The organism is Pandoraea sp. 64-18 (assembly GCF_001899225.1).
Lineage (GTDB): Bacteria > Pseudomonadota > Gammaproteobacteria > Burkholderiales > Burkholderiaceae > Pandoraea > Pandoraea cepalis.
Genome location: NZ_MKVU01000018.1, coordinates 136,438 through 156,999, shown reverse-complemented (window position 1 = coordinate 156,999; position 20,562 = coordinate 136,438). Strand labels below are relative to the sequence as shown.

The 20,562-nt window shown below is 63.7% G+C and carries 20 protein-coding genes and 1 tRNA gene; 18 read left to right on the top strand and 3 right to left on the bottom strand.

All coding sequences use genetic code 11. The features are described from left to right. Positions 1–80: 80 nt before the first annotated feature. A complete protein-coding gene (locus BGP02_RS15830; RefSeq protein ID WP_017233004.1) occupies positions 81–614 on the top strand; it encodes an FKBP-type peptidyl-prolyl cis-trans isomerase in 534 nt (177 codons plus the stop codon). Between the two features lie 151 nt (positions 615–765). Here BGP02_RS15830 and BGP02_RS15825 read toward each other — a convergent pair whose 3' ends face one another. After that, positions 766–2,142 (bottom strand): hypothetical protein, encoded by a 1,377-nt coding sequence (locus BGP02_RS15825; RefSeq protein WP_261938774.1) that lies wholly within the window; start codon positions 2,140–2,142, stop codon positions 766–768. An 11-nt stretch (positions 2,143–2,153) separates the two neighbouring features. Next, complete coding sequence (mutS, locus tag BGP02_RS15820) at positions 2,154–4,877, bottom strand: DNA mismatch repair protein MutS (protein WP_286798820.1); 2,724 nt, start codon at positions 4,875–4,877, stop codon at positions 2,154–2,156. A 308-nt stretch (positions 4,878–5,185) separates the two neighbouring features. Here mutS and BGP02_RS15815 point away from each other — a divergent pair, with 308 nt between their 5' ends. Both BGP02_RS15815 and BGP02_RS15810 read left to right on the top strand, forming a co-directional pair. Next, complete coding sequence (locus BGP02_RS15815; RefSeq protein WP_261938772.1) at positions 5,186–7,156, top strand: sensor domain-containing diguanylate cyclase; 1,971 nt, start codon at positions 5,186–5,188, stop codon at positions 7,154–7,156. Positions 7,157–7,302: 146 nt separating this feature from the next. Then, positions 7,303–7,674 carry a response regulator transcription factor gene (locus tag BGP02_RS15810; RefSeq protein WP_150563050.1) on the top strand — a complete coding sequence of 124 codons (372 nt, stop codon included), beginning with the start codon at positions 7,303–7,305 and terminating at the stop codon, positions 7,672–7,674. 63 nt (positions 7,675–7,737) lie between these two features. Here BGP02_RS15810 and BGP02_RS15805 read toward each other — a convergent pair whose 3' ends face one another. Beyond that, positions 7,738–7,968 (bottom strand): hypothetical protein, encoded by a 231-nt coding sequence (locus BGP02_RS15805; protein ID WP_026131775.1) that lies wholly within the window; start codon positions 7,966–7,968, stop codon positions 7,738–7,740. 128 nt (positions 7,969–8,096) lie between these two features. Between BGP02_RS15805 and BGP02_RS15800 the strand changes: the two genes are divergently transcribed. From BGP02_RS15800 to nuoK, 15 genes are all read left to right on the top strand, one after another. Continuing rightward, the gene (locus BGP02_RS15800) at positions 8,097–9,101 is read left to right on the top strand and encodes an NAD(P)H-quinone oxidoreductase (RefSeq protein ID WP_017233010.1); all 1,005 of its coding nucleotides are present in this window, start codon (positions 8,097–8,099) and stop codon (positions 9,099–9,101) included. A 148-nt stretch (positions 9,102–9,249) separates the two neighbouring features. Beyond that, positions 9,250–10,059 (top strand): triose-phosphate isomerase, encoded by an 810-nt coding sequence (tpiA, locus tag BGP02_RS15795; RefSeq protein WP_017233011.1) that lies wholly within the window; start codon positions 9,250–9,252, stop codon positions 10,057–10,059. Between the two features lie 93 nt (positions 10,060–10,152). After that, positions 10,153–10,521 (top strand): preprotein translocase subunit SecG, encoded by a 369-nt coding sequence (secG, locus tag BGP02_RS15790; protein ID WP_026131777.1) that lies wholly within the window; start codon positions 10,153–10,155, stop codon positions 10,519–10,521. Between the two features lie 143 nt (positions 10,522–10,664). Continuing rightward, positions 10,665–10,749: transfer RNA gene (locus BGP02_RS15785), tRNA-Leu, on the top strand. Positions 10,750–10,879: 130 nt separating this feature from the next. Beyond that, positions 10,880–11,239, top strand: coding sequence for an NADH-quinone oxidoreductase subunit A (locus BGP02_RS15780; protein ID WP_017233013.1), 360 nt, complete (start codon positions 10,880–10,882; stop codon positions 11,237–11,239). Between the two features lie 47 nt (positions 11,240–11,286). Continuing rightward, positions 11,287–11,766 (top strand): NuoB/complex I 20 kDa subunit family protein, encoded by a 480-nt coding sequence (locus tag BGP02_RS15775; protein ID WP_010807413.1) that lies wholly within the window; start codon positions 11,287–11,289, stop codon positions 11,764–11,766. Between the two features lie 12 nt (positions 11,767–11,778). Then, positions 11,779–12,378 carry an NADH-quinone oxidoreductase subunit C gene (locus tag BGP02_RS15770; protein ID WP_017233014.1) on the top strand — a complete coding sequence of 200 codons (600 nt, stop codon included), beginning with the start codon at positions 11,779–11,781 and terminating at the stop codon, positions 12,376–12,378. Between the two features lie 9 nt (positions 12,379–12,387). Next, the gene (locus tag BGP02_RS15765; protein WP_017233015.1) at positions 12,388–13,641 is read left to right on the top strand and encodes an NADH-quinone oxidoreductase subunit D; all 1,254 of its coding nucleotides are present in this window, start codon (positions 12,388–12,390) and stop codon (positions 13,639–13,641) included. A gap of 171 nt (positions 13,642–13,812) precedes the next feature. Next, positions 13,813–14,313 (top strand): NADH-quinone oxidoreductase subunit NuoE, encoded by a 501-nt coding sequence (gene nuoE, locus BGP02_RS15760; protein ID WP_017233016.1) that lies wholly within the window; start codon positions 13,813–13,815, stop codon positions 14,311–14,313. After that, positions 14,310–15,602 (top strand): NADH-quinone oxidoreductase subunit NuoF, encoded by a 1,293-nt coding sequence (nuoF, locus tag BGP02_RS15755; protein WP_017233017.1) that lies wholly within the window; start codon positions 14,310–14,312, stop codon positions 15,600–15,602. Before nuoE ends, nuoF begins: the two co-directional genes overlap by 4 nt. A 29-nt stretch (positions 15,603–15,631) precedes the next feature. Further along, positions 15,632–17,944, top strand: coding sequence for an NADH-quinone oxidoreductase subunit NuoG (nuoG, locus tag BGP02_RS15750; protein ID WP_286798819.1), 2,313 nt, complete (start codon positions 15,632–15,634; stop codon positions 17,942–17,944). Continuing rightward, the gene (gene nuoH, locus BGP02_RS15745) at positions 17,945–19,009 is read left to right on the top strand and encodes an NADH-quinone oxidoreductase subunit NuoH (RefSeq protein WP_017233019.1); all 1,065 of its coding nucleotides are present in this window, start codon (positions 17,945–17,947) and stop codon (positions 19,007–19,009) included. 23 nt (positions 19,010–19,032) lie between these two features. Continuing rightward, the gene (gene nuoI, locus BGP02_RS15740; RefSeq protein WP_017233020.1) at positions 19,033–19,524 is read left to right on the top strand and encodes an NADH-quinone oxidoreductase subunit NuoI; all 492 of its coding nucleotides are present in this window, start codon (positions 19,033–19,035) and stop codon (positions 19,522–19,524) included. A gap of 79 nt (positions 19,525–19,603) precedes the next feature. Further along, the gene (locus tag BGP02_RS15735; protein WP_017233021.1) at positions 19,604–20,239 is read left to right on the top strand and encodes an NADH-quinone oxidoreductase subunit J; all 636 of its coding nucleotides are present in this window, start codon (positions 19,604–19,606) and stop codon (positions 20,237–20,239) included. Positions 20,240–20,248: 9 nt separating this feature from the next. Next, positions 20,249–20,560 (top strand): NADH-quinone oxidoreductase subunit NuoK, encoded by a 312-nt coding sequence (gene nuoK, locus BGP02_RS15730; protein WP_017233022.1) that lies wholly within the window; start codon positions 20,249–20,251, stop codon positions 20,558–20,560. Positions 20,561–20,562 lie beyond the last annotated feature (2 nt).

Sequence of the window (20,562 nt, the reverse complement as noted above, 5' to 3'; positions counted from 1 at the left end):
ATTCAAGGTGGCGTCGGCTTGCGCGCGGGGCGATGTCATGCAGCTGCGCGTATAATGCGGGCTGTTTTTCGGAGAGTTTGATGAAGATCGAAAAGAATACCGTCGTCTCGGTAACTTACAAGTTGTCGGACGCTCAGGGCAACCTGATCGAAGAAAGCGGCGCCGAGCCGATGGTTTACCTGCACGGCGGATATGATGGCACGTTCCCCAAGATCGAGGAAGCGCTCGACGGGCAGGACGTGGGCTATGAAACGCAGCTGCAACTGGAACCGTCCGACGCGTTCGGCGACTACGATCCCGAGATGATCAAGATCGAAGCGCGTGGTCGTTTCCCGGATCCGCTCGAAGTCGGCATGCAGTTCGAAGGCTCGCCGGAAGATGGCGACGAGGAGGCCGACACGCTGATCTACACGGTGACCGACGTTGCCGAAGACAAGGTCGTGCTCGATGGCAATCACCCGCTCGCGGGCATGGCACTGCGTTTCGAGCTGAAGGTGGCCGACGTGCGTCAGGCGACGGAAGAAGAAATCGAGCACCAGCACGCCCATGGCGCGTCGGGGCTTGAAGTTGTCGACGAAGACGAAGATCAGGACGACGCGCCCACGCTGCATTGAGGCTGACGCGTCGCGCTGCCCGCTGCCGCCGGATGGCGCATGGCCGGGCAAGTGACGCAAGACGCACACGCCGTACGCGGGCTTACGCCGAATCAGGCGTATTGCGACATGCAATGCGCCTGGTTCGGCGTTTGCGTTTTCAGGCGAGCATTCAGTTGCCGCGCCCGGGGGTGCGCGTCCCCGTGTTCGGATGGAGCGCCGGCCCGATGGGCATGACCCCTTGATTGGGATCCGACGCGGCCGGGCCCAGGTCGTTCGACATGCCGGACGACGGGTAGAGTGCCGAATAGGGCGCTGCGTAGGGCAGTGCGTGGGGCAAGCTGCCGGATGTCGGCGCTGCCGCACCGGCAGGGGTTCCGCCGGGCGCCGGTGTTGCGCCGCCGCGCGGAGTGTTAGGTGCCGCGGTGCTATTGGACGGTAGTGTCACCCCCTCGAAACGGAAGAGCGGCGACGCTCCCGGATCGACCTGCACGCGCACCCATCGATTCGCGGTTGGCGAGCCGTAGGTGCTCAGTTGGGTGAACGACTTCACCGGTGCGCCGTGGGCATCGCGCAGCGGTTGCACGTGGCGCATTGTCTTGCCGCTGTCGATGAGCAGCACCGGTCCTTTGAAGCGATTCGTGAGCCGTAGCAACTGCGTCCGGAATTCCTTGAAGCCGTCGACGCCGTGGCGTCCCACGCGATCCGAGAAAAGACTTCCCAGCCCTGCGCGTCGCGCCGGTTCGAACGCGGGATCGGCCTGCGCAATGATGACCATGCCGACCGCATCCTTCTGCTTCGCGTAGACGAGCGCATGCTGCAGCCAGACGCGCGTCGCCACGGCCCGATCCTCGAATTCGCCGTTACGTCCCCCCGCCGAGCGGTAATTGTTGTTGTTGCCGGGCAGATTCAGGCCGACGAATACCACGCCGTTATAGAACCATCGCACATTTTCGTGATACTGGCGAAAGCGTGCCATGTCGCTTTGACGCGTGAGATCGAGTGGCGCGTGACCCACGGGGCCGGGGCCGAGCAACGCATCGTCGCTGAACGCTTGATCGCGCAGGAAGTCGAGCCGCTCCACGGGGTTGTAGCCGCCCTCAGTGGCGCGCTGGCAATCGGCCCAGTCGTTCGCCCCAGGTACGTAGATGAGCGGCTTGGGCGAACTGGCGAGAAGTCTCAGGCGCTGCGTGACGAGTTCGTCGCGACACGACTCTGTCACGCTTTTGAGATTGCCCGCATGGACGACGAACACGGCCTGACTGTCACCAATGCTCGCGAGCACGTTGCGCACCACCGGCACCTCCGTGTTGCCGAAGGGGGTGTTGCCCAGCACCGCGAATTCGAACGGTGGCGGCTTGCGCGGGCCTTTGGCGCCGGGCTTTGCCGCTGTCTTCCCCCTGGACGTCGTGGCCATCCTGGCGTTTGCCGATGCGGCCGTCGTCGGTGCGGTGCCCGTGACGAGCGCGAACGCGAGCGCCAAGAGGCACACGGCGCGCAGGCCGTGGCTAGTGTGACGAGGGGCGCGCAGGCGAGGCAGGCTCGGCATGAGGGGCGACGTCAGTGCTTGCGGCCGTCCATCAGGCCGCGCAGTTCATACAGCAGGTCGAGCGCTTCGCGCGGGCGCAACTCGTCGGGATCGATCTGCGACAGACGTGCCAACGTCGCCTCGGCGGCGGGATCGAGGGCGGCGGCACTGTGCGTCGAGCCACGGCTGCCCTGCGTCACGAGCGGGCCGTTCGACGCGCTATCCAAGGCGTCCTCCGACGGGTCATCGACGCCGGCATCGACCGGCGCTCGTGGCGCAAACAGATCGAGTTGTGGGGCGGCAGGATCGAGCGCCTGCTGTTCGAGTAACGCGAGATGCTTGCGCGCCGCGCGAATGACTGGCATCGGCACCCCGGCAAGTTGCGCGACCTGCAATCCGTAGCTCTGACTGGCTGGACCGTCCTGCACCGCGTGTAGAAACACAATCCCTTCGCCGTGCTCCACGGCGGACAGATGCACGTTCGCGCATTGCGCAAACTCATCGGGCAGTTGGGTCAGTTCGAAGTAGTGGGTAGCGAACAGCGTGTAGCTGCGATTGTGCCCAAGCAGATGCCGCGCAATCGCCCAGGCCAGCGCGAGACCGTCGAACGTTGACGTGCCGCGCCCGATCTCGTCCATCAGTACCAGACTCTGGTCGGTCGCCGTGTGCAGAATCGCAGCCGACTCGGTCATCTCGACCATGAACGTCGAACGCCCGCCCGCGAGGTCGTCCGACGCGCCAATTCGCGTAAAGATGGCGTCGAGCGGGCCAAGTCGCACCGCCTCGGCGGGCACGTAGCCGCCGACGTAAGCGAGCAGGGCGATGAGGGCGGTCTGACGCATGAAGGTCGACTTGCCGCCCATGTTCGGGCCGGTGATGAGCAGCAGGCGGCGCGCGTCGCCCAGCGAGCAGTCGTTGGCGATGAAGCGCTCCACTTGTCGTTCGACGACCGGGTGGCGACCCTGGCGAATGTCGACCACGCGATCCTCCACCAGCTCGGGCTTGACCCAGCCGAGCGTTTCGGCACGCTCGGCCAGCGCGGCGAGAACGTCCAACTGGGCGAGCGCCTGCGCGATGCGTTTGAACTCGGTGATATGCGGTAGCAGGGCTTGCATCAGCGCGTCGTACAGCAGTTTCTCCCGCGCGAGCGAGCGCTCCTGCGCGGACAAGGCCTTGTCCTCGAACGTCTTGAGCTCCGGCGTAATATAGCGCTCGGCATTTTTTAGCGTCTGGCGGCGGCGATAGTCGTCGGGCACCTTGTCGGTCTGGCCGCGCGTGACTTCGATGTAGAAGCCATGCACCTTGTTGAACTCGACCCGCAAATTGTTGATGCCGGTGCGCGCACGCTCGCGCGTTTCCAGATCGATGAGGAACTGGCCGCAGTTCTCCGAGATATCGCGCAGTTCGTCGAGATCGGCATCGTGACCGCGCGCGATGACGCCGCCGTCGCGCAGCATGGCCGCCGGTTCTTCGGCGATGGCGCCCGTGAGCATGGCCAGCGCAGCCTCGGGAATCGCGAGGTCTTCGTGCAGCATCGCAAGCAGCGGCGAACGCGCTTCGACGGCACGCAGCGTGGTGTGCAGTTCGGGCAGGCGGCGCAACGCGTCGCGCAGACTCGATAAATCGCGTGGCCGCGCGGTGAGCAGCGCCAGGCGGGCCGTGATTCGCTCGACGTCCGCCACATGCCGCAATTCGCTGTGCAGCGCGCGCCACGTGCCCGGGCCTTCGAGCAGCGTCGCAATGGCCAGTTGGCGCGACTGCGGCACCTGCTGATCGCGCATCGGATGATGCAGCCAGTGGCGCATCAGCCGGCTGCCCATCGTGGTGCCGCAAGTGTCGAGCAGCGAGAGCAGCGTGGGCGATTCGGTGCCCCGCAGCGTTTCGGTGAGTTCCAGGTTGCGCCGCGTGGCCGCGTCGAGGCCAATATAGGCGGCTTCCCGCTCCACGTTCAGACTTTGCACATGGCGCAAGGACTGGCCCTGCGTGGCCGCTGCGTACTGCAGCAATGCGCCGGCTGCGCCGAGCGCCGGGTTCAGGCCGTCGCAGCCGAAGGCCGTCAGGCTCGCGACACCCAGTTGATCGCGCAGGCGTTGCGTGCCGGCGGCCGTGTCGAAGTGCCAGTCGGGCACGCGCGTCGTGGTGCCGAGGGAGAAGCCCTCGAAGGCTTCGAGGGCGCTGTCGGGCACCAGCGTCTCGGCCGGGCGGATGCGCTCCAGCTCGCGCGGCAGCTTGTCAGCGGCGACTTCCATCAGGCGCAGCTCGCCACTGGCGAGCGAGAGCCAGGCGAGGCCGGCGACGCGTTCGCTGGCGCGTCGCGCCGGCGGCATGTGTACGGCCAGCAGATACTGGTCGACCTTGTCGCTGAGCAAGGCGGCGTCGGTCAGCGTGCCGGGCGTGACGATGCGCACGACCTTGCGCTCGACCGGCCCCTTGGCGGTGGCGGGATCGCCGATCTGCTCGCAGATGGCCACCGACTCGCCGAGCTTGACGAGCTTGCCGAGGTATTGCTCCACGGCGTGATGCGGCACACCGGCCATGCGAATCGGTTGTCCGCCCGACTGGCCCCGCGAGGTGAGCGTCAGGTCGAGCAGTCGTGCCGCTTTGGCTGCGTCGTCGTGGAACAGCTCGTAGAAATCGCCCATGCGATAGAAGACGAGCATGTTCGGATGGTCGGCCTTGATGCGCGTGTACTGCTGCATCATCGGCGTCATCGGTGCAGCGGCGGCGGGGGTGGCTTGGGCTTGGGTGCTCGTCATGAATTCGGTCGGGTCGGGCAGATCGGGTCACGAGGGGGGCGGGGAGACCCTGCCGGCGTGCGATACCGCGCCGATTCAGCGTGGCGCGCGCCGCGTCGCCCCCTCGTGGCGCGTTGGATGCGCAATTTTACGACGGGTTCGGCGAACATCGTTAGCCGTCGTCCGGCAATGTCGCAAGTGAGTGTCGATGAGTTTGTTACACGAAGGCGGCAAATTTTGCTCAAGTTTCCAGAAAATGTGCCGTTTCGGGGGTAAGCACCCGCAAAAATGAACAAAAAGCATCGCAAGCTACTTTCGCACGGGCCAGTATGGTGAAGTCGTTGAAGGGACGGGTCGCGGCCACGACGGCCCTGGTCTCGATGATATTGATCGTCGGCGTCGCCGTCGGCATCGAATTCTTCGTCTATGGGGAGTTGCGAAGCTCGATGCAGGCGCAGCTCGACACACAGGTCCAGCTCGTGGCCGAACAGCTCGATGACAAGATGCGCGGGAAGTTTCTCGCCCTGCATCGCATGGCGCGCCACCTTGGCCATCCGGACGCGATGACGCTCGCCCAGTTCGACGCCTTCGCCAACATGTCGGTGTCGATGCCCGAGACCTTCAACACGATTTTCGTCGCCGCGCCCGACGGCCGTATGCGCTACGACTCGACGTTCCCCGCCACGGCGATCAACATTGCCGATCGCGACTATTTCCGGCAGGTGCTCGCGGGCGCGCCGCAGGCGGCGTCCGGACTGATCGCGGGCAGGATCACCCGTTCGCCGGGCATTATCCTCGCGGTACCCGTCGTGGACGCGCAGGGCAAGACGATTGCCGTGATCGGCGGCGCGATCAATCTGCTGCGGCAAAACTTCATGGTCGATCTGGCGAGCAATGCGATCGGCGCGACCGGCCGCTACTGCGTGACGACGAATGAAAATCCCGCGCGCTATGTTATTCAGGCGGACGTGACGAAAATTCTCTCGCCCGTCGGCCCGGCGCAGACGCTCTGCGGCGTGCGTGATCCGGGGCCGAACCCTCTCTTGCGCATGCATCCGTTGGTGGCGCGCGCGACCATGGCCACGACCGGTTGGTCGGTTGTCGCAGTGTTGCCCGGGGCTGAAGCGTTCGATCCACTAGCGCGCGTGCGGCGTCGCGTGATCCTGCTCGCGATCGCGGCGATCGGGCTGGCCGCGTTCGCGATGTGGTGGATGGCGCGGCACATGCTGCGTCCGCTCGATACACTGCGCGACCTCGTGCAGCGCAGCGCCGGCGACATGCGCGCAGTGCAGTCGCTGCCTGTCCAGCGTGCCGACGAGATCGGGGCGCTCGCGAACGCGTTTCGCGACATGATGGAGCAACTGCGCGATCGTACCGAGGCGCTCGAGGGCTCGCGCGAGGCGGCGCGGGCGAGTGTGCGCCACATGCAGGAAATTGCGGATCGGGTGCCCTATCTCGTTGCGTTTCTCGACAGCAACGAGCGCTTTGCGTTCGTGAATCGGGCCTGTGAACTGCGGTTGCGGCGGCCGCGTGAACGCATTCTCGGGGCGACGGCGAGCGAGCTGCTCGGCCCATCGCTCTATCGCGAGTTCGCGCCGCATCTCGCCCGGGCATTCGCGGGCGAAGCCGCCACGTTCATCTGGGATTTTGGCGACGACGCGGCGTTCCGCTGCTTCGAGGTGAGCTATCAGCCGGAATGGGCCATGCACGATGTCCTTGCCGGCGTTCATGTGTTTGTCCGCGATATCACCGTCGAGCGCTCGAACGAGCGGCGCTGGCGGCGCGAATCGCACACCGATCACCTGACGGGGCTGCTCAATCGCAAGGGCTTCGATCAGGCGCTGGCGGGTGCGTTGCGCGTGGCGCGCGAGGGGGGCGGCGCGCAGGCGCTGCTGTTCGTCGATCTGGATCGCTTCAAGCTCGTCAACGATACGTGGGGGCATGCGCTCGGCGACGAGTTGCTGCGGCGTCTGGCCAAACAGCTGGTCGCGAGCGTGCGCGAGGGCGACGTCATTGCCCGCTTCGGTGGCGACGAATTCGCCGTCATCATGCGTGACGTGCAGGATATTCTCGATGTGGAGCGCACGGCCATGTCGATTCTCGATGCAACGTCGCGGCCGATGTCGCTGTCCGTCGGGGCCGTTACGGTGGGGGCGTGCGTGGGCGTTGCGATGGTCGCGAGCGGTGAAGTCAAGACGCCCGACATGATGTTCGACGCGGCGGACCGCGCGCTGTACGACGCCAAGCATGGTGGCCGCGGACGCTTCGTGCTCGGCGACGGTGCATGCGTGGCGGATTAGGCACAACCAATCGAATGCGCGACAGCGATCAGCTTCCCCGAAGATACGAGCGTGAATTGTCTGACGCACAATAGGCGACGCCCTCCGTTCGCCTCGACGTGCGGCCGGCGGTTCGGGCGTGGGACGTTTCTTTACAGGAGGCGGGCATGAAACTCGAAGGCGGACGAAGCCGGGCAGCATCGCGGGCGGCTTCCGACGCAGGGTGGCGCGAACCCGGGGCGCGCCGTGAGCCACCGCAGGCTTCGCATCGGGGGCCGCGCGCGCGGCACGACGCCGATGCACACGACGACAAGTCTAGGCACCTGAGCTTGTCGATTCGCGAAAATGAAGTGTTTCATATGCTGGTCGACGGCCTGGCCGTCAATGAAGTCGCGCATGCGTTGCATTTGAGCGAGCGGACGATTGCATCACACGTTGCACAAATTCTGCACAAACTCGCGCTTGACGATCGTGCGGAGCTGGCCGACTACGCCATACGGCACGGGCTGATCGACGAAGGGTCGGAAGGCGTCGCCTGACGGCGCCAGGGCGAGGTGGTGGCGCCGAGCGGCCTTCGGGCAGCCGGCGCCCCGCTTTTGGGGCTAACCCGGCGCGTCGTGCGCGGTCTCGAGATCGCACGCGACGCGCTCGTCAAACGGCGCGCGTGCCAGTGCCCCGGCATCCGCGTGCTCCCCTGTCTGGCCGTAGTCCCTCAGTTGTCCCTCAGTTGTCCCGAATAATCCTGTTTGATTCCGAATGCCGCCGAGACCTGCGTCGACGGCCGACGCGATCGCGCCGTCGGTGATAAGGTACGGCTCGACACCATTTTTCATGCGAGGTCTGTGGCATGGCGCGCGCGGCGTTTGACTCGCGGGCGGCCGCACGACTCGCGATCCCACGAAACGAGACGGACGGCCGGCGTTGATGCGGCGCGTCGTCCAGACAACCGAGGAACGACACGATGAAGGCGATCGAGATCACCCAATACGGCGCACCGGAAGTGCTCAAGCTCACTGAGCGGCCGCGCCCCGAACTCAAGCCGGGCGAAGTGCTCATCAAGGTCACCGCGTCGGGCGTGAACCGTCCCGACGTGCTCCAGCGCATCGGGCAGTATCCCGTGCCGCCGGGCGCTTCTGACCTGCCGGGGCTCGAAGTGGCGGGCGAGATCGTCGATGGCAAGCTCGACGGCCCGGATAACCGCTGGGGATTGAAAGTCGGCTCGCGCGTCTGTGCGCTGGTGCAGGGCGGGGGCTATGCCGAGTACTGCGCCGCGCCGCTCTCGCAGGTGCTGCCGGTGCCGCAAGGGCTCTCGGACGTCGAGGCGGCGTCGCTGCCCGAAACGTTCTTCACCGTGTGGAGCAATGTGTTCGATCGCGCTCACCTCGGCGAGACCGAGTCGGGCGAAAAGGAGACGTTGTTGGTGCAGGGCGGCACGAGCGGTATCGGCGTGACGGCGATCCAGCTCGGCGTGGCCATGGGCCATCGCGTGTTCGCGACCGCCGGTTCCGATGAAAAGGCTCGCGCGTGCGAAGCGCTCGGCGCGGAGCGGGGCATCAATTACAAAACCGAAGATTTCGTCGCCGTGACGAAGGCGCTCACCAGCGATCGCGGCGTGGACGTCGTGCTCGACATGGTGGGGGGCGACTATCTGCCGCGTGAAGTGCAGGCGCTGGCATTCGATGGGCGCATCGCGGTCATCGCGCTGCTCGGCGGCAGCAAGGCCACGCTGGATATGGGGGCGCTGCTGCGCCGCCGCCTGACGGTGACCGGCTCGACGCTGCGTCCGCGCTCGGTGGCGTTCAAGGCGGCGATTGCACAGAACCTCTACGAGAAGGTCTGGCCGTTGTTCGCGGCTGGCAAGATCCGGCCGGTGATTTATCAGACGTTCCCGGCCGACCAAGCAGACAAAGCCCACGCATTGATGGAAACGAGTACGCATGTCGGGAAGATCGTGCTGACCTGGTAAGTCATCTCGCGTCGGCGCACGAGGCGAATCCGCGTGAAAGCCCCATTTCATGCGGATTCTCACGTTTGAAAGTCGGCGAAATTGACCCCCATGCCCCTGACGCACTAGAATGAGAGGTTTTTCGTCCTTACGCATTGGGGGATCACGCGTGACAATCGGTACTGCGGGTACTGCGGCTTCGGCTCGCACCCTAGGCCGCAAGGCGGGCAAGCTCGTCGTGGGCAATTGGAAACTGCATGGCAGTCTGGCCGGCAACGAGGCGCTGCTGGGCGACCTGCTGGCGTCACCGGTGTTGAGCGCCCCGGGCGTGACGGCGGCCGTGTGTGTGCCGTTCCCCTATCTCGCGCAATGTCAGGCCCGCCTCTCGGGGCAGGTGCTGGGCTTCGGTGCGCAGGAGGTGTCGGCGCAGGTGAGTGGTGCCTACACGGGCGAAGTCTCCGCGCCGATGATTGCCGAGTTCGGCGCACAGTTCGTGATTGTGGGGCATTCGGAGCGTCGTACGTACCACGGCGAGACCGATGCGGGCGTCGCGGCAAAGACCTTGCGTGTGCTCGACGCGGGCATGACGCCGATCGTGTGCGTCGGCGAGACGCTCGCCGAGCGTGAAGCCGGCGAAACGATGTCTGTCGTGACGCGTCAGCTCGATACGGTGCTCGCGGCGCTGACGGCGGCGCAGGCGGTCCAGATTGTTGTGGCCTATGAGCCGGTCTGGGCGATTGGCACGGGCAAGACGGCAACGTCGGCCGAGGCGCAGGAAGTGCATGCGCATTTGCGCTCGCTGCTGCGTGCGAAGGGCGAGGCGGTGATGGATGTGGCGGTGTTGTACGGCGGCAGTGTGAAGCCGGATAACGCGGCCGAGCTGTTTTCGATGGCGGATGTCGATGGTGGGTTGATCGGCGGGGCGGCGTTGAAGGCGGTCGATTTTCTGGCGATTTGCGAGGCGGGTCTGTCGCGCTGACGCCGATGCCGGGTTTCGTAACGGCACGAAATGGTTATGATGCGGTGCACCAAAAATGCACGGCAAATCGGGTTCTTCTATACGGGTGATGAGATGGGGTTGTTGAAAACGTTGTTGATCGTGGTGCAGGTGCTTTCCGCGCTGGGCATCATCGGTCTGGTGTTGCTCCAGCATGGCAAGGGTGCCGATATGGGCGCTGCATTCGGTAGCGGTTCGTCGGGCAGTCTCTTCGGTGCGTCGGGTTCCGCAAACTTCCTGTCGCGGACCACGGCAGTGCTGGCGGCCGTGTTCTTCGTAACCACGTTGGGTCTCACGTATCTCGGTTCGTACAAGCCGGCGGCAAACATCGGTGTCCTTGGTAATTTGCCGGCCGCAACGTCGCCGATGACGGCGTCGGGCGCGGTCGCGGCAAGTGCGCCGGTGAGTGCTTCCGCAGCCAATCCGCAGGACGTGCCGAAGTAAGTCGCAGCGCGGTTTGCAACGTGTAATAAGCTGTAAAGAAAATCGAAAAAAAATCGATTTGTGCGTTGAACAAAATGCTGAAGAGCGCTAATATAGCGGTCTTGAAGCGATTCGTAAGTGACAGCGGATTGCAGAATTTGAATGCCGACGTGGTGAAATTGGTAGACACGCTATCTTGAGGGGGTAGTGGCGAAAGCTGTGCGAGTTCGAGTCTCGCCGTCGGCACCACAGTTCTCCGATGCCAGCCTTGCGTTTATGCTTTGGCTGGCATTTTATTTTGTGCTCACTGTTCATCCGCTTTTTGGCCCCCACGCCAATGACGAAAGCGGTTTTTGGACTAACCAAAAAGAGGGTAGAGTTGAACCTCGGAACCTATTATCCCGTCCTGCTGTTCATTCTGGTAGGTGGCGGTCTTGGGGCGCTACTGATTGGGGTCGGTAAATTCCTCGGCCCCAACAAACCCGACAGCGCAAAACTCTCTCCGTACGAGTGTGGCTTCGAGGCATTCGAAGACGCGCGCATGAAGTTCGATGTGCGCTACTATCTCGTCGCCATCCTTTTCATCCTGTTCGATCTCGAAACGGCATTTCTGTTTCCGTGGGGCGTCGCCCTGCGCGATATCGGCTGGGTGGGCTTTATCTCCATGATGGGTTTCCTGCTTGAGCTGCTGATCGGTTTCGTGTTCCTCTGGAAGCGCGGTGCGCTCGACTGGGAATAAGGCCGGCATCGTATTGGCCGCATTGCAGAAGGATTCAGGGTAAGCATATGAGCATCGAAGGGGTTTTGCGCGAAGGGTTCGTCACCACCACGGCTGACAAACTCATCAACTGGACGCGCACGGGTTCGCTGTGGCCGATGACGTTCGGCCTGGCCTGCTGTGCCGTCGAAATGATGCACGCCGGCGCGGCGCGTTACGATCTGGACCGGTTTGGCGTGGTGTTCCGCCCGAGCCCGCGTCAGTCGGACGTGATGATCGTGGCCGGTACGCTGTGCAACAAGATGGCACCCGCGCTGCGCAAGGTGTACGACCAGATGGCCGAGCCGCGTTGGGTGATCTCGATGGGGTCGTGCGCCAATGGCGGCGGCTACTATCATTACTCCTACTCGGTGGTGCGCGGTTGCGATCGCATCGTGCCGGTCGACGTCTACGTGCCGGGCTGTCCGCCGACGGCCGAGGCGCTCGTCTACGGCATCATCCAGTTGCAGTCGAAGATCAAGCGGACTGCGACGATCGCGCGTAAATAACCGCTCCCGCCCATGTCTAAACTAGAACAACTCAAGACCACCCTGCAAAACGTGCTTGGCGCCCGCGCCGAGCAGTTGGTGGAAGCCCTCGACGAGCTGACGCTGACCGTCAAGGCGAGCGACTATCTCGAGGTCGCACGCACGCTGCGCGATCATCCCGAGCTCAAGTTCGAGCAGTTGATGGACGTTGCCGGCCTGGACTACTCGGCCTACGGCGACGGTGCCTACGACGGCCCGCGCTACGCCGCCGTCTCGCATCTGCTCTCGCTGACCCACAACTGGCGTCTGCGCGTACGCGTGTTCGCCCCGGACGACGATCTGCCGGTCGTGGCGTCGTTGATCGATCTGTGGAGTTCGGCCAACTGGTTCGAGCGAGAGGCCTTCGATCTGGTCGGTATCGTGTTCGAAGGGCACCCGGATCTGCGCCGCATTCTGACGGACTACGGCTTTATCGGGCACCCGTTCCGCAAGGACTTCCCGACCTCGGGCTATGTCGAAATGCGTTACGACCCCGAGCAGAAGCGGGTGATCTATCAGCCGGTGACGATCGAGCCGCGCGAAATTACGCCGCGCATCATCCGCGAAGAACATTACGCCGGTCTGAAACATTAAGGTGGCCTTGTGGCAGACATCAAGAACTACACTCTGAACTTCGGTCCGCAGCACCCGGCAGCGCACGGCGTGCTGCGCCTGGTGCTCGAGCTGGATGGCGAAGTGATCCAGCGCGCCGATCCGCACATCGGCCTGTTGCACCGCGCGACCGAAAAGCTCGCCGAGTCGAAGACGTTCCTGCAATCCGTGCCGTACATGGATCGTCTGGACTACGTCTCGATGATGTGCAACGAGCACGCCTACGTGATGGCGATCGAGAAGCTGCTCGGCGTCGACGTGCCGATTCGCGCGCAATACATCCGTGTGATGTTCGACGAAATCACGCGGATTCTGAATCACCTGATGTGGATTGGTTCCCACGCACTCGACGTGGGCGCGATGGCGGTATTCCTGTATGCCTTCCGTGAACGCGAAGACCTGTTCGACGTGTACGAAGCCGTCTCGGGTGCCCGTATGCACGCGGCCTACTACCGTCCGGGCGGCGTGTATCGCGACCTGCCGGACGCGATGCCGCAATATCGCGCATCGAAGTTCCACAACGAGCGCGCCATCAAGAAGATGAACGAAGCACGCGAAGGCTCGCTGCTCGACTTCATCGAAGACTTCACCAACCGCTTCCCGAAGTGTGTCGACGAGTACGAAACGCTGCTCACCGACAACCGTATCTGGAAGCAGCGCCTGGTGGGGATCGGCGTCGTGTCGCCCGAGCGTGCCATGCAGCTCGGCTTCTCCGGCGCTATGCTGCGCGGCTCGGGCATTGCCTGGGATCTGCGCAAAAAGCAGCCGTACGAAGTGTACGATCGTCTCGATTTCGACATTCCTGTGGGCAAGGAAGGCGATTGCTACGACCGCTATCTGGTGCGCGTGGAAGAAATGCGCCAGTCTGTCCGCCTGATCCGCCAGTGCGTGACGTGGCTGCGTGCCAATGAAGGTCCGGTGATTACGGACAATCACAAGGTGGCGCCGCCCTCGCGGGTCGAAATGAAGTCGAACATGGAAGAGCTGATTCACCATTTCAAGCTCTTCACCGAAGGCTTCCACGTGCCCGCCGGCGAAACGTATGCCGCCGTCGAGCACCCGAAGGGCGAGTTCGGCATCTACCTGGTGTCGGACGGCGCGAACAAGCCGTACCGCCTGAAGATTCGTGCGCCGGGCTTTGCCCATCTTTCCGCGCTCGACGAGATGGCGAAGGGCCACATGATTGCCGATGCTGTGGCGATCATCGGGACCCAGGACATCGTGTTCGGCGAGATCGATCGCTAAACGCGCAGTGGGCGCCTCTGGCGCCCTTAAGTTTTAATTCGGCAGGGTTTCGCAGGTCGATGCCATTGCCGTTCCAGTTGCCGTGCCTGTGAGTCGCGGGTGGCCGAAAAAACCGGTCTGCCAGCGCTGGCGCGAGCGGGGATAACGTTTTAAAGAACCGTCGGATCGGAAATGCTTTCTCCCGAAGCCCTGAAGAAAATCGACCGTGCCGTTGCCAAATACCCTGCCGACCAGAAACAGTCGGCGGTGATGCACGCCCTTGCCGTAGCGCAGGTCGAGAAAGGCTGGTTGTCGCCCGAAGTGATGCAATTCGTGGCGGACTACCTCGAGATGCCCGCAGTCGCGGTGCAAGAGGTCGCAACCTTCTACACCATGTTCAACACGCGCCCCGTGGGCAAGTTCAAGTTGACCGTGTGCACGAACCTGCCTTGCCAGCTTACGCGTGGCGAAGAGATGGCGAAGTACCTGAAAGAGAAGCTGGGTGTCGACTACAACGACATCACGCCGGACGGTCTCTTCACGGTCAAGGAAGGCGAGTGCATGGGCGCTTGCGGCGACGCACCCGTCCTGCTGGTGAACAACCATCGCATGTGCGGCTTCATGAACGAAGCCAAGGTCGACGCGCTCCTCGACGAGCTCAAGGCCACGGGCGCCGCGGGAGAGAAAGCATGACGTCGCTGCACAACCGTCACATCAAGCCGCTGATCCTCGCCGACCTCAATGGCGAGAACTGGCACCTCGAAGATTACGTCAAGCGCGGGGGGTACCAGCAGCTTGCCCGTATCCTGAAGGAAGGCCTCACGCCGGAGCAGGTCATTGCCGACGTCAAGGCATCGGGCCTGCGTGGCCGCGGAGGCGCAGGCTTCCCGACGGGGCTCAAGTGGAGCTTCATGCCGCGCGCGTTCCCGGGGCAGAAATACCTTGTCTGTAACTCGGACGAAGGCGAACCCGGTACGTTCAAGGATCGCGACATCCTGCGCTACAACCCGCATGCGTTGATCGAAGGCATGGCCATCGGCGGTTTCGCCATGGGCATCACCGTCGGTTACAACTACATCCACGGCGAAATCTACGAAGTGTACGAACGCTTCGAAGAGGCGCTCGAGGAAGCGCGCGCTGCCGGTTATCTGGGCGACAACATTCTCGGCACGGACTTCTCGTTCGAGCTGCATGCGCACCATGGCTATGGCGCGTACATCTGCGGCGAAGAGACCGCGCTGCTCGAATCGCTTGAAGGCAAGAAAGGCCAGCCGCGTTTCAAGCCGCCTTTCCCGGCGAGCTTCGGTCTGTACGGCAAGCCGACGACCATCAACAACACCGAGACGTTCGCCGCGGTTCCTTTCCTGCTGGCCACTGGCCCGCAGCAGTACCTGGAAATGGGCAAGCCGAACAACGGCGGCACCAAGATCTTCTCGGTGTCGGGCGACGTCGAGCTGCCGGGTAACTACGAAGTGCCGCTGGGCACGCCGTTCGGCGAATTGCTGGAACTGGCCGGTGGCATGCGCGGTGGCAAGAAGCTCAAGGCCGTGATTCCGGGCGGCTCGTCGGCACCGGTCGTGCCGGCCGGGCTGATGATGGAAACGACGATGGACTACGACAGCATCGCCAAGGCTGGATCGATGCTGGGCTCGGGCGCCGTGATCGTCATGGACGAGACGCGCTGCATGGTGCGCTCGCTGTTGCGCCTGTCGTACTTCTACTACGAAGAATCGTGCGGTCAGTGCACGCCGTGCCGTGAGGGCACTGGCTGGCTGTGGCGCGTGGTCAATCGAATCGAGCATGGCGAAGGCCGCCAGGAAGATCTGGACCTGCTCAACTCGGTGGCCGAGAACATCATGGGCCGCACCATTTGCGCGCTGGGCGACGCCGCAGCGATGCCAGTGCGCGGCATGCTCAAACACTTCTGGGACGAGTTCGCCTACCACGTCGAGCACAAGCATTGCTTGGTCGGCGCTCACTAATCCCTTTTGACGCTTGGCATTGAACCGCTATGGTTGAAATCGAAATTGACGGCCAAAAGGTCGAGGTGCCCGAAGGCAGCATGGTGATCCAGGCTGCCAAGAAGAACGGCACCTATATTCCCCACTTCTGTTACCACAAGAAGCTGTCCATCGCCGCGAACTGCCGCATGTGCCTGGTCGAGGTCGAGAAGGCCCCGAAGGCGGTGCCGGCCTGTGCCACACCGGTGGCCAACGGCATGATCGTGCGCACCAACTCCGAGAAGGCTGTGAAGGCGCAGCAATCGGTGATGGAGTTCCTGCTGATCAACCACCCGCTCGATTGCCCGATCTGCGATCAGGGGGGCGAGTGCCAACTGCAGGACCTGGCCGTCGGTTACGGCAAGTCGGCGTCGCGCTATCAGGAAGAGAAGCGAGTGGTGTTCCACAAGAATGTCGGCCCGCTTATCTCGATGGAAGAGATGTCGCGCTGCATTCACTGCACCCGTTGCGTGCGTTTCGGCCAGGAAGTGGCCGGCGTGATGGAGTTCGGCATGCTGGGGCGCGGCGAGCACTCGGAAATCACGTCGTTCGTCGGCAAGACGGTCGACTCCGAACTCTCGGGCAATATGATCGACCTGTGCCCAGTCGGTGCCCTGACCTCGAAGCCGTTCCGCTACAGCGCCCGGACGTGGGAGCTGTCGCGCCGCAAGTCGGTGAGCCCTCACGACGGCGTGGGTGCGAACCTCGTGGTGCAAGTGAAGAACAACCAGGTCATGCGCGTTGTGCCGCTCGAAAACGAAGCGCTCAACGAATGCTGGATCTCGGACAAGGATCGTTTCTCGTACGAAGGTCTGAACAGCGACGAGCGCCTCACCAAGCCTATGCTCAAGCAAGGCGGCGAGTGGCACGAAGTCGACTGGCAGACGGCGCTCGAATATGTCGGGCATGGTCTGACGGACATCATCCGCGACCACGGCGCCGATGCCGTCGCCGGGCTGGCCTCGCCGCACGCCACGATCGAAGAACTGCACCTGCTGCAAAAGTTCGTGCGCGCCTTGGGCAGCGATAACGTCGACTTCCGTCTGCGTCAGACGGACGTGTCGGGCGGCACCCAGGGGGCTCCGTGGCTCGGCCTGCCGATCGCGGACCTCGACACGCTGCAAAGCGCGCTGGTCGTCGGCTCGTTCCTGCGCAAGGATCATCCGCTGTTCGCTTCGCGTCTGCGCTCCGCGGTGAAGGCCGGTGGCCAATTGCACGTGCTGCACGGCTCGGACGACGATCTGCTGGTGAAGCTCGCCAACAAGATCATCGCCGCACCGAGCGCATGGGTGAGCGAGCTGGCCGGTATCGCGCTCGCCGCGGCGGCGGCCAAGGGCGTTGCCGCCCCGACTGAGCTCGCCGGCGTGAACGTCAGCGACACGGCCAACGCCATCGCCGCCTCGCTGGTGAACGGCGAGCGTCGTGCCATCCTGCTGGGCAACGCCGTGGTGCAGCATCCGCAATTCGCACAACTGCACGCCATCGCGCAAGTGATCGCCGATATCACCGGCGCCACGCTGGGCTTCCTCACCGAAGGCGCCAACACGGTCGGTGCCTACGCGGTGAAGGCCACGAACGCCAAGGGCGCCGCTGCGCTGTTCGCGCAACCGCGCCAGGCGTATCTGCTGCTGAACGCCGAGCCGGAGTACGACTCGGCCGATGCGAAGCAAGCGCTCACGGCATTGAACGCCGCGAAGATGGTGGTCTCGCTCTCGCCGTTCAAGCACGGCCTCGAGTACGCCGACGTGCTGCTGCCGATCGCCCCGTTCACGGAGACGGCCGGTACGTTCGTCAACGCCGAAGGGCTGCCGCAACACTTCAACGGTGTGGTGCGTGCGCTGGGCGAGACGCGTCCGGGCTGGAAGGTGCTGCGCGTGCTGGGCAATCTGCTCAAGCTGCAAGGCTTCGCGCAGGACACCGCGGAACAGGTGCGCGACGAAGCGCTCGCCGGATTCTCGGTCGCCTCGCTCGACAACCGCGCCAAGGCCGCGCTGGCTGCACCGACGGCAGCCGGGCAGGGCCTGGAGCGTCTGGCCGACGTGCCGATCTACTCGGCCGACGCGCTGGTACGCCGTGCCCCGTCGCTGCAACTGACCAACGACGCCAAGGCCGCGCTGCGTGCCACGCTCCCGGCGGCGCTGTTCGATCGCCTGGGCCTCGCCGCGGGCGACGCCGTGCGCGTGCGTCAGGGCGATGCGGTGGTCACGCTGCCGGCTGCGCGTTCGGAAACGTTGCCTGCCAATGTGGTGCGCGTGCCGGCGGCCACGCCGGCATCCGCCGCGCTTGGCGCGATGTTCGGTGAAATTTCGGTGGAGAAGGCGTAAATGAGCCTGAACGAAGTCATCAATCAATACGGCACGCAACTGCTGGGCGTGGCCTGGCCGACGGTGTGGGCGCTGGTCCGCATCCTCGTCGTGGCCGTGATCCTGCTGCTGTGCGTGGCGTACCTGATTCTGTGGGAGCGCAAGCTCATCGGCTGGATGCACGTGCGTCTGGGCCCGAACCGCGTGGGCCCGGCCGGTCTGCTCCAGCCGATAGCCGACGTGTTGAAGCTCCTGCTCAAGGAAGTCATTACGCCGTCGCAGGTGAGCAAGGGCATTTACGCCATCGCGCCGGTGATGGCCGTGCTGCCCGCCTTCGCGATCTGGGCGGTGATTCCGTTCCAGCCGGGCGCCGTGCTGGCCGACGTGAACGCCGGGCTGCTCTACGCCATCGCGATTTCGTCGATCGGCGTGTACGGCGTGATTCTCGCCGGCTGGGCATCGAACTCGAAATACGCTTTCCTCGGCGCCATGCGCGCGTCGGCCCAGATGATTTCGTACGAAATCGCCATGGGCTTCGCGCTGGTCACGGTGCTGATGACGGCCGGCTCGCTCAACCTGTCGGACATCGTGCGTTCGCAAGAGCACGGCATGTTCGCGGGTCTGGGGCTGAACCTGCTGTCGTGGAACTGGCTGCCGCTGCTGCCGATGTTCGTCGTCTACTTCGTCTCGGGCATTGCCGAAACGAACCGCCACCCGTTCGACGTGGTGGAAGGCGAATCGGAAATCGTGGCCGGTCACATGATCGAATACTCGGGCATGGGCTTCGCCCTGTTCTTCCTGGCCGAGTACATCAACATGATCATCATCTCGGCGCTGGCCTCGGTGCTGTTCCTGGGGGGCTGGAGTGCGCCGTTCGGCTTCCTGTCGTTCATCCCGGGTGTGTTCTGGCTGGCGTTCAAGGTGTTCCTGCTGCTGTCGGTGTTCATCTGGGTGCGTGCGACGTTCCCGCGCTACCGCTACGACCAGATCATGCGTCTGGGCTGGAAGGTATTCCTGCCGCTGACGATCATCTGGGTGATCGTGGTGGGTGTCTGGATCATGTCCCCCTGGAACATCTGGGGCTGAGGCGAACGGAGTAGAGGAATCCCATGGTAAGGGCAATCAAAGACTTTTTCGGCAGTTTCCTGTTGTTGGAACTGCTCAAGGGCATGGCGCTCACAGGGCGCTATACGTTCGCACGCAAGGTGACGGTGCAGTTTCCGGAAGAGAAGACGCCGATGTCGCCGCGGTTTCGCGGTCTGCATGCGCTGCGCCGTTATCCGAATGGTGAAGAGCGCTGCATCGCCTGCAAGCTGTGCGAAGCGGTGTGCCCGGCAATGGCCATCACGATCGAGTCGGATGTGCGCGACGACGGCACCCGCCGTACCACGCGCTACGACATCGATCTGACCAAGTGCATTTTCTGCGGCTTCTGCGAAGAAAGCTGCCCGGTGGACTCGATCGTCGAGACGCACATTCTCGAGTACCACGGCGAGAAGCGTGGCGATCTGTACTTCACCAAGGAGATGTTGCTCGCGGTGGGCGATCGTTACGAAAACGAGATCGCGGCGGCCAAGGCGGCCGATGCGCCGTACCGTTAAGCAGGGCAGGGCGCAGCGCAGCGACGGTGCGCCCGGTACGGCAATTGACGTTGGCTAATTCTCGCAACACCCGGTGATTATGGAATTCACAACCTTTCTTTTCTACGTGTTTGCGCTGATCCTCGTGATCTCCGGCCTGAAGGTCGTGACCGCGCGCAACCCCGTACAGTCGGCACTGTTCCTGGTGCTCGCCTTCTTCAACGCCGCGGCGATCTGGATGCTGCTCGAGGCCGAGTTCCTCGCCATCATGCTGGTGCTCGTGTATGTCGGCGCGGTGATGGTGCTGTTCCTGTTCGTGGTGATGATGATCGACATCAATCTCGACGAACTGCGGCGCGGTTTCGGCAAGTTCATCCCGCTGGCGAGCGCTGTCGGCGCGATCATGATCGTCGAATCGGCACTGGTGCTCATGCGCGGCTACGGCGCCACGCGCTCGCCGGTCAAGGCGGTCTCGGCCCCGGACGTGGCGAACACCAAGGCGCTTGGTATCGCGCTGTACACCGACTATATCTTTGCCTTCGAAGTGGCAGGTCTGATCCTGCTGGTGGCGGTCGTGGCGGCAGTTGCGCTGACCATGCGTACCCGTAAGGACCACAAACAGACCGACCCGAGCCAGCAGGTGCGCGTGAAGGCGCGCGACCGCGTGCGTCTGGTGTCGATGCCCGCCGAAGCCCGGCAGCAGTCCACCGGCACCGACGCGCCGGCGGCGGAATAAGGAGACAGCATGATCTCGTTGTCGCTAGCGCATTACCTGGTGTTGGGCGCGATTCTCTTCGCGATCAGCATTACCGGTATCTTCCTCAACCGCAGAAATGTGATTGTGCTGCTCATGGCCATCGAGCTGATGTTGCTCGCGGTCAATCTGAACTTCGTCGCGTTTTCGCATTACCTGGGCGACATTGCCGGTCAGGTATTCGTGTTCTTCATTCTTACGGTGGCCGCGGCGGAAGCCGCGATCGGGCTGGCCATTCTGGTCACGCTGTTCCGTAAGCTCGAAACGGTCAACGTCGAAGATCTCGACCGCCTCAAGGGTTAAAC